Source organism: Pedobacter fastidiosus, from assembly GCF_014306625.1.
GTDB lineage: Bacteria > Bacteroidota > Bacteroidia > Sphingobacteriales > Sphingobacteriaceae > Pedobacter > Pedobacter fastidiosus.
Genome location: NZ_JACRYL010000011.1, coordinates 107,915 through 121,474, shown reverse-complemented (window position 1 = coordinate 121,474; position 13,560 = coordinate 107,915). Strand labels below are relative to the sequence as shown.

14 protein-coding genes are annotated in these 13,560 nt (G+C 35.1%); 9 read left to right on the top strand and 5 right to left on the bottom strand.

Features of this window, described 5'->3' with window-relative positions; translation table 11 throughout:
* Window positions 1-78 precede the first annotated feature (78 nt).
* The 3 genes from accD to H7U22_RS13700 all read left to right on the top strand — a co-directional run bounded on the left by accD (window position 79) and on the right by H7U22_RS13700 (window position 3,334).
* A complete protein-coding gene (accD, locus tag H7U22_RS13710; RefSeq protein ID WP_187071922.1) occupies window positions 79-924 on the top strand; it encodes an acetyl-CoA carboxylase, carboxyltransferase subunit beta in 846 nt (281 codons plus the stop codon).
* 405 nt (window positions 925-1,329) lie between these two features.
* The gene (gene mazG / locus H7U22_RS13705; RefSeq protein ID WP_187071921.1) at window positions 1,330-2,136 is read left to right on the top strand and encodes a nucleoside triphosphate pyrophosphohydrolase; all 807 of its coding nucleotides are present in this window, start codon (window positions 1,330-1,332) and stop codon (window positions 2,134-2,136) included.
* Between the two features lie 73 nt (window positions 2,137-2,209).
* Window positions 2,210-3,334 carry an ATP-binding protein gene (locus tag H7U22_RS13700; RefSeq protein ID WP_187071920.1) on the top strand — a complete coding sequence of 375 codons (1,125 nt, stop codon included), beginning with the start codon at window positions 2,210-2,212 and terminating at the stop codon, window positions 3,332-3,334.
* Here H7U22_RS13700 and H7U22_RS13695 read toward each other — a convergent pair.
* Window positions 3,326-3,712, bottom strand: coding sequence for a YchJ family protein (locus H7U22_RS13695; protein ID WP_187071919.1), 387 nt, complete (start codon window positions 3,710-3,712; stop codon window positions 3,326-3,328). The genes H7U22_RS13700 and H7U22_RS13695 overlap by 9 nt on opposite strands.
* 96 nt (window positions 3,713-3,808) lie before the next feature.
* Here H7U22_RS13695 and truA point away from each other — a divergent pair, with 96 nt between their 5' ends.
* Window positions 3,809-4,609: a tRNA pseudouridine(38-40) synthase TruA gene (truA, locus tag H7U22_RS13690; protein ID WP_187071918.1), complete on the top strand. Its 801-nt coding sequence runs from the start codon at window positions 3,809-3,811 to the stop codon at window positions 4,607-4,609.
* A 44-nt stretch (window positions 4,610-4,653) separates the two neighbouring features.
* Entirely contained in the window at window positions 4,654-5,091 is a 438-nt protein-coding gene (locus H7U22_RS13685; RefSeq protein WP_187071917.1) for a hypothetical protein, read from the top strand.
* 11 nt (window positions 5,092-5,102) lie between these two features.
* On the opposite strand, the gene H7U22_RS13680 is transcribed toward H7U22_RS13685, so the two are convergent.
* Window positions 5,103-6,323 (bottom strand): FtsX-like permease family protein, encoded by a 1,221-nt coding sequence (locus tag H7U22_RS13680; RefSeq protein WP_187071916.1) that lies wholly within the window; start codon window positions 6,321-6,323, stop codon window positions 5,103-5,105.
* Between the two features lie 234 nt (window positions 6,324-6,557).
* Between H7U22_RS13680 and H7U22_RS13675 the strand changes: the two genes are divergently transcribed.
* Window positions 6,558-7,823, top strand: a complete 1,266-nt coding sequence (locus H7U22_RS13675) for an exo-beta-N-acetylmuramidase NamZ domain-containing protein (protein WP_187071915.1) — start codon at window positions 6,558-6,560, stop codon at window positions 7,821-7,823.
* A gap of 132 nt (window positions 7,824-7,955) precedes the next feature.
* Window positions 7,956-8,162, top strand: coding sequence for a hypothetical protein (locus H7U22_RS13670; protein WP_187071914.1), 207 nt, complete (start codon window positions 7,956-7,958; stop codon window positions 8,160-8,162).
* Between the two features lie 48 nt (window positions 8,163-8,210).
* Here H7U22_RS13670 and H7U22_RS13665 read toward each other — a convergent pair whose 3' ends face one another.
* A complete protein-coding gene (locus tag H7U22_RS13665) occupies window positions 8,211-9,254 on the bottom strand; it encodes a DNA topoisomerase IB (protein WP_187071913.1) in 1,044 nt (347 codons plus the stop codon).
* 90 nt (window positions 9,255-9,344) lie between these two features.
* On the opposite strand from H7U22_RS13665, the gene fmt reads away from it, so the two are divergent.
* Window positions 9,345-10,253, top strand: coding sequence for a methionyl-tRNA formyltransferase (gene fmt, locus H7U22_RS13660; protein WP_187071912.1), 909 nt, complete (start codon window positions 9,345-9,347; stop codon window positions 10,251-10,253).
* 224 nt (window positions 10,254-10,477) lie between these two features.
* On the opposite strand, the gene H7U22_RS13655 is transcribed toward fmt, so the two are convergent.
* Together H7U22_RS13655 and H7U22_RS13650 are read right to left on the bottom strand one after the other, a co-directional pair.
* A complete protein-coding gene (locus H7U22_RS13655) occupies window positions 10,478-11,317 on the bottom strand; it encodes an aminotransferase class IV (protein WP_187071911.1) in 840 nt (279 codons plus the stop codon).
* A gap of 3 nt (window positions 11,318-11,320) precedes the next feature.
* Window positions 11,321-12,349 (bottom strand): RluA family pseudouridine synthase, encoded by a 1,029-nt coding sequence (locus H7U22_RS13650; protein ID WP_187071910.1) that lies wholly within the window; start codon window positions 12,347-12,349, stop codon window positions 11,321-11,323.
* A 106-nt stretch (window positions 12,350-12,455) separates the two neighbouring features.
* Here H7U22_RS13650 and H7U22_RS13645 point away from each other — a divergent pair, with 106 nt between their 5' ends.
* Window positions 12,456-13,484, top strand: a complete 1,029-nt coding sequence (locus tag H7U22_RS13645) for a DUF6588 family protein (protein ID WP_187071909.1) — start codon at window positions 12,456-12,458, stop codon at window positions 13,482-13,484.
* Window positions 13,485-13,560 lie beyond the last annotated feature (76 nt).

Here is a 13,560-nt window from a genome sequence, read left to right as displayed (position 1 = left end):
TACTTTTTACACTAAATAGAAATACTTGACTTAAATATTTTTTTCGTTTCTTTGCAATCCAATTCTTTAAAAAATTATATGGCTTGGTTTAAGAGAGAGAATAAAGGTATCATTACCACAACAGAAGAGAAAAAAGAAGCACCAGATGGCTTGTGGAATAAATGTCCAAATTGTAAAAAACCGCTACATCAGGCAGAACTTCAGGAAAACAAATACGTTTGCCATTACTGCGATTACCACCTAAGAGTAGGGTCTAAAGAATATTTCGAAGTTTTATTTGATAATAATGAGTTTAAAGAGCTTTTTGCCAACCTAACATCTGGCGATCCTTTAAACTTTAATGATAATAAACCTTATACGGATAGAATAATAGAAAGCCAAGCTAAAACAGGCTTAAAAGACGCAATCCGTGCAGGAGTTGGTAAAATAGAGGGTCAAGATTTAGTAATTGCCTGTATGGATTTCGCTTTTATCGGCGGTTCTATGGGTTCAGTTGTCGGAGAAAAAATTGCCCGCTCAATAGATTATAGTATAAAACACAAAATTCCATTCCTGATGATTTCAAAATCAGGTGGTGCAAGAATGATGGAAGCAGCGTTCTCTTTAATGCAAATGGCCAAAACATCGGCGAAACTTGCTTTATTGGGTCAGGCTAAAATTCCATACATTTCTTTGCTAACAGATCCAACAACGGGTGGTGTTACAGCATCTTATGCTATGCTTGGTGATATTAACATTGCAGAACCAGGCGCTTTAATCGGCTTTGCTGGCCCAAGAGTTATTAAAGAAACCATTAAAAAAGATTTACCAAAAGGTTTTCAAACTTCAGAATTTGTTTTGGAACATGGTTTTCTAGATTTTATCGTAGATAGAAGAGCCATGAAAGCTAAATTGGGTGCTTTTATTAAAATGATGAATAATTAGGTTAGTTCAATAGTTTATTAGTCATTTGTTCATTTGTGCAAATCGATTGATTAACAATTAAAAAGCCTCACCACAACCCTTTTCGAAGGAGAGGGAGTAATAAAACATATAAAAATTTTCAAAAAAGCAGGGCTTGAAGAACTTAGGTTATTTCAGCCCTGTTCCAAAATAACTCCTTTGGAGCTTTTCGATTGTAGGCCCAATTAGAAAAAAATTTGGTCGCTACCGCGTAAATTGGGTTTAATAAACTTAAACAGGTTTTTCAAACCTCTACAGACTGTAAATAAATAGTTTGAAACAATATTTGCTACATTATTCTTATTGTTTACTAAATGCAAGATTGGTATTTTAGCCAATGCTTTTTGCATTCAGAATTTGCAACAATATCACAATCATTAAAAGAACATGCCGAATAATCCAATTCCCGAAAGTGCTCACAACCCAGCTGATGCTTTTACACGCTTACTTACTGTTTTAGATACGCTAAGAACTCAATGTCCGTGGGATAAAAAACAGACGATGGAAACTTTGCGTCATTTAACCATTGAAGAAACTTATGAGCTATCTGATGCAATTCTAGAAGGAGATTTAAACGAAATAAAAAAGGAACTTGGCGATGTGATGATGCATCTAGTCTTTTATTCGAGAATTGCTTCTGAAACCAACGATTTCAATATTACGGATGTTTTGAATGGCGTTTGCGATAAATTGGTAAACCGCCATCCGCACATTTATGGTGATGTTGTGGTTGAAAACGAAGCAGATGTAAAACGTAATTGGGAGCAGATAAAACTTAAAGAAGGGAATAAATCGGTTTTGGCTGGTGTTCCATCTTCACTACCAGCATTAGTTAAGGCTTCGAGAATTCAAGAAAAAGCTCGTGGTGTAGGTTTCGATTGGGAAGATAAAAATCAGGTTTGGGAAAAGGTTGAAGAGGAATTACAGGAATTTAAGGCCGAATTTAATGTTGTTGATAATACAGCTATAGATGTAGAAAAGGCAGAATCAGAATTTGGTGATGTGCTTTTTTCGCTCATTAATTATGCCCGCTTCATTAACATCAACCCTGAAAATGCACTCGAAAAAACGAACAAAAAATTCATAAAGCGTTTTCAATATTTAGAAAGTAAAGCTAAAGACAATGGAAAAGCCTTAGCCGATATGACACTTGCTGAAATGGATGTGTACTGGAATGAGGCGAAAAAATTGTAAAAAGAGACTAAAATCGCAAAATTGATATTAAAATTGCGATTGCATTCGCAAAATTTATATTAAATTTGCGATTATGATTTCAAGAGCTATATCCAATTCTATTGAAAAGCATCTAAAAGATGAGAAAGCAATAATACTTTTAGGCCCTCGGCAGGTTGGTAAAAGTACGCTTTTACAACAACTGTCTTCAAAATTTGAGGCACCCATAATTTGGTGGAATGGAGATGATGCTGATATTAGAACAATTTTATCAAATACAACTTCTACAGCTCTTCGCTCGTTATTAGGCAAAGCGAAAACGCTAATCATCGATGAAGCACAACGGATAGACAATATAGGTTTATCTATCAAACTAATTATCGATCAATTAAAAGATGTTAAAGTGATTGCGACTGGCTCATCTGCTTTTGAGTTAGCCAATCATATTAATGAGCCGCTAACTGGAAGAAAATGGGAGTACAACTTATTTCCTTTTTCTTTTGGGGAAATGGTTGAGGAACATGGATTGCTAACGGAAAAAAGGCTACTGAATCATCGTTTAGTTTATGGTTATTATCCAGAAATAGTTAATAATCAAGGTGAGGAAGAATCAAGGTTAAAACAGCTTTCGGATAGCTATTTGTATAAAGATATTTTAACTTGGGAGAAAATTCAGAAGCCAGATAAGATGGAAAAACTGATACAGGCATTAGCCTTTCAAGTTGGAAACGAGGTCTCTTACCATGAGCTTGGACAAATAACAGGCCTTGATAATCAAACTACAGAAAAATATATTGATCTGTTGGAAAAAGCTTTCATTGTTTTCAGATTAGGCTCTTTAAGCCGAAATCTAAGAAATGAACTAAAGAAAAGTAGAAAAATATATTTTTACGATAATGGAATCAGAAATGCAGTTATCAATCAGTTTAGTCCTGCTACGCTACGACAGGATATAGGTGCACTTTGGGAAAATTTTGTAATTAGCGAACGGGTAAAATTTCTCGCCTATCGACAGATTAATTGCAACAAATATTTCTGGCGAACCCATGCACAGCAGGAAATAGACTATATTGAAGAAAGAAATGGAGTAATGAGTGCTTATGAAATTAAATGGAATTCTAAATCAAAAGCAAAATTTCCTAAAACATTTTTAGACGCTTATAAGGAAGTAGAAACAAAAATAATTACACCAGACAATATTAGTGAGTTTCTACTCTGAGTAAAACTCACCATCAACATAATACCATTTACCATCTTCTAATTTGAAGTTTGATTTTTCATGCAAAACCTCTGTTCCAAACTTTTTATTAAAGTAATAAGCTTTAAACTCAACCACATCAAAAGCAGAAAAAACAATTTCTAATTTTACCCATTTGGTATTTTTAGCACTTTTTAAGTAAGCACTTTTAGAGTTATTATTCCTTTTGCTTATATGGGTTGTTTCGTAAAGATAATCTGCGTTTGCAACAACAAATGCCGAGTATCTAGAACGCATTAAAGCCTCCGAAGTTGGTGCTACTTTGGTTTTTAAATGATATGGCAGACAACAATTAGAAAATTGCAATCCACTTCCACAAGGACAATTTGTTAAATTCATGATAAAATTGAAAAGCTTTGATGGCTTTACTTTGGAACAAAAGTATGATTTAATATTCCCGGTGCTAAAATTTGTGTAAAATTGCAGTCGAAACAAATGAGATATTTTTTCCACATCGCATATCAAGGTCAGCATTTTAGTGGTTGGCAAAGACAGCCTGGCGTAAAAAGCGTACAAGAAGCTATTGAAGATTCCCTTTCGAAGATTTTTAAGCAAACTATCCCAATTTTTGGATGTGGTAGAACAGATGCTCAGGTACATGCAAGTCAGTTTTTTTTCCATGCAGATATTGAGCCTGAATTTGATTTTGACTTGTTTTTCATATTAAACAAATCACTACCACATAGTATTGCCGTTTTTGATATTATAAAAATGGAAGGCTTACCTCATGCCCGTTTTGATGCTGTACAGCGAAAATATGATTACTTTACCCACACCTACAAGGATCCCTTTTTAGGCACTCAAAGCTCTTATTATCATGAACATAATCTTGATTTCAAGAAGATGAAACAGGTTGTAAGTTTATTACCGAACTATAAGGATTATCGTAATTTTTGCACACACCCAGATAAGTACGACCACACGAAGTGTAATGTAATGGAAGCCGATTTATTCGTTAATGCAAAGGAAAACAGAATTAGATTTCACATTGCAAGCAATCGATTTTTGGGTAAAATGATTCGTATTTTAATGGGCAAAATATTATTGGTTGGAAAAGGAGAACTGAGTGCAGATGAGTTTGAAAGTTATTTAAACGATGCTGAAAGGCCTAAAATTTTGCTTCCAGCACATCCAACAGGATTATTTTTATCTAAAGTAACTTACCCATATTTAAACCTTGAACCCAAAACAGAATTTTTAACCGATACCCAAGGAACAGAATGGCTTTCGGTGTAGCGTTTTTCTTATTGGCTACGTTTTAGCAATAAAATATCAACTCCATGAAAAAATATCTACTTATTTTTACTGCCTTTCTAATCATTTTATCTGGCTGTAAAAAGTCAAGCACACAACCTAGTATTGCTAACGGAACATATTCTGGAGTAATTAAAGTTTCATCATCCGTTTATAAAATGCCGACAACCATTCCAATTTCTATTTCTTTTAATAACGAAAAGTTTGCAGTTATTCCTGATCCAACACGTAAACCAGCAACTGGTTCAGGTACGTATTCGAGCAAAGATGGCACAGCTAACTTTACCGATTCGAATGTTTACACAGCAGACTTCGATTGGAATTTAATTCTGAATGGCGAATACACGATAGAAATTTCAGGTAATAATTTAATGCTAACCAAGCAATTTAAGCCTACTCAACCAGTTAATCCTGCTGTATCCTACGCAGTAATCACTTATCAATATATTTTAACAAAGAATTAGTCTGTAATAGATTATTTAAATCGAATCGCCTTGAGCGGAGATACCTTACTAATTAATAGTGATGGGATTACGAGAACAGTTAAACAAACAACCACCGTTACCAAATTAAGGAGAAAAACATCCATAAAATGAAACTCTATGGGTGCATACGCTAGAAAGTAAGAGCCTTGATCGAGCTTAAAGATGTGGGTTGATTGTTGGAGAAAACCTAATCCTAACCCTAAAATATTTCCTAGAATTAATCCAATACCGATTAAATAAGCAGCATTGTAAAGGAAAATTTTCATAATACTGAAATTGTTGGCTCCAAATGCTTTAAGCATGCCGATCATATTGGTGCGTTCCAAAATCATGATTAACAGTGCTGTAACCATATTAATTACGCCAACTATGAGCATCAAAATTAAGAGTACTTTGGTATTCACGTCGAGCAATCCTAACCAAGTAAATATGTTTGGAAAGTTTTCTTTAATAGAATAAGAACGAAGTGTTGGTGGCAGATTATCAAAAATATCATCTGCAACAATCTTTAATTTTGTAAAATCCTTAATTTTAATTTCGACTCCTCCTATTTCATTCGGTTTCCAGTTATTTAGGCGTTTAACGATATTTAAATTGCCAAGAACGAAACCTTTATCAATATCCTCAACTCCGATATCGTAAATCCCTACAATTTTAAATTTTCGCTTACGTGGAGGATCTTGAACGAAATACATGATGAAATCGTCACCAGTTTTTAGTTTCAATCTATTCGCTGTATAACTAGAAATCAGGAGTTCCTGCATCGCGGCCGTACTATCTCTGAAATCGATAATGGTTCCGCTAATGATGTGCTTTTTAATATAATCCCAATTATAGGTTTTATCAATTCCCTTAAAATTTATGCCTTCAATTTCATTATTTGCAGAAAGTATTGCCGGCTTTGTTGCGAAAGGATAATAATAATCTATCTGTGGATTGTTCTCTAACTTTTTATTGGTTTCTGCATCAAAAACAAATGGAGAGTGCTCAAAAGAATTATTTAGATCATAACGGGTAATCTGAACATCACCCAAATAACCTCTTACTTTATCTTGAATTTCTGTTTTAAAACCTTTAATTATGGCAATAGACAAAATCATAACGGCCAAACTCAGCATTACACCTGCTATCGCGATGCGCACAATTAGCTTTGAAAAAGTTCGTTCTGATTTTATGGCGATTCGCCCGGCTATGAAATATTCGAAATTCAATATTGATGGATTTATGTGGACAAAAATGCTTAAATCCTTTTAAAAAAAGGCATTATTTAAGAATTAACTAATTAGCAATTATCAATATAAATGCGCAAGAAAATAACAGTCAATTAGAAACAAATGATAAATGAATAAAAATAATCTAATCTATTAATGTAAAAAATTTGAGAATTGTTTTAATGTTCAGTTGTTTTTATTGATACTTGATGTTAAATAAGGATTCCTCCCATTATGAAAACATACATCTGCCTTACCCTAACTTGCTTAATTGCGCTATCTGCGTGTGGCCAACAACCAAAACCTTCGGAAGAACTTGGTAAAAACAAAAGTGAGCGTAAATTATTAATCAGAGACAACATTAAAGTGCCCAGCGCATTTAAAACTGGCGCAGAGCAAACCGAAAAATATTTACCCTTATTAAAGGGCAAACGTGTTGGCATGGTTGTAAATCCAACTTCCATTATCGGGAACCAAACCTCAGTTGATAGCTTATTAAAACTTGGTGTTAAAATTCAAAAAATATTCGGCCCTGAGCATGGTTTTAGAGGAAATGCTAGTGCTGGCGTTACCATTAACGATGATGTTGATACCAAAACAGGCATAAAAGCGATTTCACTATATGGAAATCACAGTACGCCAACAGCTGAAGATTTAGCTGATATTGATATTATGATTTTTGATATTCAAGACGTGGGCGTTCGTTTTTATACCTATATTAATACATTACAGCATGTTATGGAGGCTTGTGCAGTTAATAATAAGGAGCTTCTAATTTTAGATAGACCGAACCCAAATGGCTATTTAATCGACGGACCGATTTTAGATCCTAAATTTAAATCTGGAATTGGTGTTCAGCCCATTCCAATTGCTCATGGCTTAACGGTAGGCGAATATGCTCAAATGTTAAATGGTGAAGGTTGGTTAAAGGATAAGGTGAAATGTAAGATCACGATTATAAAAAATGCCAGTTATAACCATGATATGGAATATACTTTGCCTGTTAAACCATCTCCAAACTTGAATACACAACAATCGATTATGCTTTATCCAACAACTTGTTTGTTTGAAGGCACCTATTTAAATCATGGCCGTGGCACAATGTTTCCCTTTACAATTGTTGGCGCTCCTTATTTAAAGGGAAAATTCGATTTCAGTTTTACTCCAAAAAGCATAAAGGGTATGTCTGAAACGCCCTTATTTCAAGATCAGGTTTGTTATGGATTGGATTTAAGAACTTACGATGTTTCTAAACTTAGAAAGGCCAAACAAATTAATTTAAGCTGGATTATTGAATTGTATAATGCCTCACCTAAAAAAGAAGATTTCTTTAACACCAAATTGAGCAAGGAAATGGGAACTATTGAAAGATTGGTTGGTGTTGCAGATTTTAGACAACAAATAATTGATGGCAAAAGCGAAAAGGAAATTAGAGCAACCTGGCAACCGGGATTAAGTGCTTATAAAACGATGCGAAAAAAATATGTGCTTTATAATTAATGAGAGATTGAGTGAATAACCTAGCCCATTTTCAAACAATAATCAATTGTGTTTTGTTCTACATTGAGAGGTAAGATTCAATCATACCCTCATTCAAAATTCAATCATTATTTAAACTCAATCAGCAACATTATGAGCGGTCCTAAAGAAACAAGTGATAAACCGGGAAGTAATTATCAGGAAGAAGTGCCCAAAGGTCGTGAACCGGTTGATCATAAAACGGTTAGAAAGGCAAACGATAGTAGTCCGAACAAACCGCCAAAAACCAATAATCCGGCTCAACAAAGAGAAAATGAAGAGCAACCTGTGCATCCAATAAAAAAAGCACCAAAAGAGTAAAAATTTAAGGGCTTAATATTAAAGCCCTTCTTTCATGAAACATCCTTTTTACTTACTTGTAGTTTTCAAAAAAGACAATAAAACTTTCTCATCATGTTCTAATCCTAGTTTTCCAACGGTTTTTTTATTGTTCATTTTCTTCATATATTTCTCCAGCTCATCATTTTCATAAGCGGTTAATAGAAGTGGATAAACGTAAGAACTTTTACAAACGGCTCTCGTATTTCCGAGTTTTTTAGCAACACAATCCAGTACACTTACAATCGTTTTTTTCGAATTGATTTGAACGCTATCATCAATACTACATTTAGCAAACTGGCGAAGCGCCTCTAGTGTTCCACCCCAAGTCCTAAAATCTTTTGCTGTAAAATCATTACCCGTTATCTCTTTTATATAACTGTTTATCTTGCCAGAATCTATTCCTTTATGTTCTTTACCATTGGTGTAAAACTGAAAAAGTTCTTGCCCTGGAATATCTCTACATTTTTTAACAAGCTTGGCCAAAGTTCTATCGTTAAGCTCGAGGCTTTGTTTAACACCTTTTTTGCCAATAAAATCCATGGTAATTTTACTGCCATTAATTTTAACATGCTTATCGCGTAGTGTGGTTAACCCGAAAGAACCGTAGAGCTGTTTATAGCTTTCATTACCCACCCGAATCAGTGTTTTTTGAAGCACATCAACTGAGATTGCCAGAACCTTTCTTTCATCTAAATCTTTACGCTTCAAATCTTTTTCTAATTTCTTTCTAGCCTCAGGCAAGGCTTTTCCAAATTCTAATAATCGATAATATTTATCATCAGATCTGCGACTGGTCCATTTTGGGTGATATTTATATTGTTTACGACCGGCTGCATCAATACCTGTAACTTGGAGGTAGGCGTTTGGTTTATTGGCAATCCAAACTTGTTGCCAAGCAGGCGGAATAACCAGCGATTTTATTCTATCTAGGTGTTTTTCTTCTGTAATTTTATGACCATCCTTATCTTCGTAATGAAATTTACCTGGCTTACCCTTACGGTAAATCCCTGGCATGGCATCCGTTACATAAACCAATCCACTCGCCTTAACAACTTCTTTGCCTTGTACCATTTTTTAACCTATAAGGATGATTTAATTTTAGTTATTTTGCAAAACATAACGTGCTCAATCTCGTTATTTTAGAAACACAACACCTTTTGTATGAAAATAGTTTTTATGGGTACGCCCGATTTTGCCGTTGCTTCTTTAGATGCTTTAGTACAAGCTAATTTCGATGTTGTTGCGGTGGTTACGGCTCCTGATAAACCTGCTGGTCGTGGTCAAAAATTAAGCGAAAGTGCCGTAAAAAAATATGCTGTAGAAAAAGGAATTCCAGTTTTACAGCCAGAAAAACTAAAGAATGCCGAATTTATTGAGGAACTTAAATCTTATCAAGCCGATTTGCAGGTTGTTGTCGCTTTTAGAATGCTTCCCGAAGTTGTATGGGCAATGCCCGCTAAAGGTACAATAAACCTTCACGGCTCATTATTACCTCAATATCGTGGCGCTGCACCAATTAACCATGCCATTATAAATGGAGAAAAAGAAAGTGGAGTAACTACTTTTTTCTTAACACACGAGATTGATACGGGTGATATTATTTTAAGCGATAGCGTCTCTATTGCAGATGATGAAACTGCAGGTGATTTGCATGATAAATTGATGCACGTTGGTGCGAAACTTTTGGTTAAAACAGTTTCGGCAATAGTTGAGGGAGATTTTTCTGAACAACCTCAACCACAAAGTGATGTGCTGAAACACGCTCCAAAAATTTTTAAAGAAGATTGCAAAATTGATTGGAATAACTCGGCTCAACAGGTTTATAACTTAATTAGAGGCTTAAGTCCGTATCCAACATCTTTTACGGTGTTAAACGATAAAATACTTAAAATTTTTAAAGCAGAGCTTGAAGAAAAAGAACCTGGAATTGCATCTGGAGGTTTTCTAACGGATGGAAAAACTTTCTTGAAGTTTGCAACCCAAGATGGATTTATTAAACTGCTGGATATTCAATATGAAGGTAAAAAACGAATGCTTATCGAGGATTTTTTACGAGGGGTGCGCTTGTAAAGCTTGATTGGTTAGATAAAGAGAGCATCGATTAAATGGTTCGTGGAGACACGAACCATGGAAACAAAGTCTCAACAATGGCAAAAAATAATGGTGTTGGTCTATGGATTTGTAATCTGGATCCCACTCTGGTGCACGCGTGTCGTGTATGCAACTTTAATATCTCACACCCGACACGCGTGCGCCAGCGATGAGAAAATCGTAATTATTCAAAAAAATCTTTGTTAAAAACTATTAAGCTTCTCCGTTAAAAACTTCGAAATTTCGTTGAAATAACGTTTTCTACCGTAACCCATAACCCATTGAATACCTTGAGAAGCATTTGTGATAAAAACTTCATCGGCCTCTTTTAAAATTTCCGGATTAATTTGTGCTTCTATTACCGCAATATCATTCATCTTGGCAAGTTCCATTACGGCGGTACGCATCACGCCACCAACACAACCTTCGGTTAAAGCGGGTGTGTAGATTTTTTTATCGTACACTACAAATACATTTGCACTTATACTTTCACATAGAAAACCATGCTGATTTAAAATGATCGCTTCATCCAATCGATTGGTGCTTTTAAAAATCCCAGCCATTACATAAAGTAGTGCATTGGAAGTTTTGAAATTGGAAAGTTTGTTTACCGACTTTGTCATTTCATCGAAAACATCAATAATCAATCCCTTAGTATTTATATCGTACTGGTTGCTTTTTAATGCAATTCCTTCCAAAACATAACCTGCCCTATTAATTTCTGGCGTGTAAACACCTGAGCCTTCGCGGTAAACAGAAAGACGAAAGCGAACATTTCCATTCCATTTGTTCCGCTTCGCGAGATCGGCAGTTTTTTGGCGCAAAAAGTAATCGTCCATCAAAGCATGACCTTCAATTTTTAACGCTTTCATTCCCGCAACTAATCTATCGGCATGCAAATCTGCAAATTGAAGTTTGTTGTTCATCATCCGCATGCTTTCAAAAAGTCCATCACCAAACTTAAAACTTCGGTTAGAAGCTGTTAAAATTGGCACATCTACTGCATGAAATTCATCGTTAAATAAAAGGTACTGTTGAGACATATTTTATGATGTAACGATGTAATTTCTCCATTTGGTAAGGGCCGCTTTAAAATCTGGAGGTAATGGTGATTCGAAATGCACGTATTCTTTTGTTGTTGGATGAATAAAACCTAAAGACTGAGCATGCAAAGCCTGCCGAGGCAACAGTTCAAAACAGTTTTCTACAAACTGTTTGTATTTGTTAAACGTAGTTCCTTTTAAAATCTTATCACCGCCATACATTGCATCGTTAAATAATGGGTGCCCAATGTGTTGCATATGCGCTCTAATTTGATGCGTACGGCCGGTTTCTAATTCGCAACTGATTAAGGTTACGTAACCCAAACGTTCTAAAACTTTATAATGCGTAACCGACCACTTACCTTTTTCCTCGGTATCGTAAATATCCATTATACGGCGATCTTTTAAACTTCTGCCAATATAACCTGTAACAGTTCCATCGTTTTCTATATCGCCCCAAACCAAAGCAATGTATTTTCTGGTGATGCTGTGATCAAAAAATTGTCTAGCCAAAAGCGTAATCGATTTTTCGTTCTTGCTAATCAACAACAAACCTGAAGTATCTTTATCAATTCTATGCACCAAACCTGGTCTCCCATCGTTTCCTGGCAATTGCGGTAGCTTTTCAAAATGGAATGCCAAAGCATTAACCAAAGTACCTGTATAGTTGTTAAAACCCGGATGAACAACCATTCCTGCAGTTTTGTTAACCAAAAGGAGATCGCTGTCTTCGTAGATAATTTCTATCGGAATATCTTCTGGGTAAACTTCAGTATCGCGTGGCGGATGAGGTAAAACAATAGAGATTTCATCAAAAGGCTTAACCTTATAACTTGCTTTTATCTGTTTTTTATTTACCAAAACATTGCCCGCATCTATGGCATTTTGAATGCGGTTACGAGAAGCATTTTCTACACGAATCATTAAAAATTTATCGATCCGAAGCAAGGATTGACCCTTATCAACGATAATTTTTAAATGCTCATATAATTCCTGATCTTCTGATTCCTGCAATTCTACCGAATTTTCCATACTGCAAAAATAAACTTTTAAGCTCAAGATTTTGGGAATGATTTTAGTTTAATTAAAACAGTCTATCTTTATGTGATATAGTAAATCATCCTAAAAAAAATATCCCATGAGAAAATGCTACTTACTCGGAGCGCTAGTTGCTCTAATTCTGACTGTTAACATTAAAAAGGCAAGTGCCCAACAAGATGTTGGCGGACTGTTTGTTTCTGGCCCAGCTGATGCAACAAAACTTATAAACGCTTATTTCGATCCACTTTACAAAGGATTGGGCGTTGGCTTAAGTGATGGATGGACAAATACGGCGAAATCAAAAGGTTTATTAAAGTTTGATGTTCGTGTTTCGATAACGGGTGCATTTGTACCTCAATCGGCCAGAACTTATGATGTAAATGCTTTAGGACTTAGCAACATCAAACCAGCTCCAGGAGCATCATCTATTGGACCAACAGCTTTTGGAAATGACCAAGAAGGTGGCAGAATGCAGGTTTATACAAGTGGTGGACTTCCAACAACAACCTTTTTTAATCTACCACAAGGTGTAGGTTTTCATGTGGTTCCATCAGCACAGATTCAGGCTACATTGGGTTTGCCAAAGAACATCGATATTACATTAAGGGCAATGCCGAAAATTAAAATAAGTAACGATCTGGGAAGTTTATCTATGATTGGCGTAGGTGCCAAAATAGAATTATTGCCACTTTTTATGGGAAAAACCGAAAAACTAATTCCTTTTGATCTTGCAATTGCAGGAGGTTTTACGCAATACAAATATACTTTACCATTAAATGTTAACAATGCTTCAAATTCTGATCAGCACATTGATGCAAAATTTAACGGCGTAAATTTTGATGCGATCATTTCTAAAAAAATCCTTTTCTTCACACCTTTTGCTAGTGTTGGTTATCAAACCTCAAAAACAAATTTAAAGGCTTTGGGAACTTATAAGTTTGATACTGGCAATGGTACATCCGTAACTTATGTTGATCCAATTTCTGTAAAACAAACCGATATTGACGGTGCAAGGGCAAGCTTAGGTTTTCAGTTAAAATTTGGTTTCTTTAAATTTTACGGCTCTTATACCGCAGCTAAATATAGTATGGTTAATGCTGGTATTGGATTGGGCATTGGGCAATAGATGTCGACATTAATTTAATGTTAGTTTTTTTTAAAAAATAGAACAAAAAATATATTTGGCGTGTTATTTGTACAAT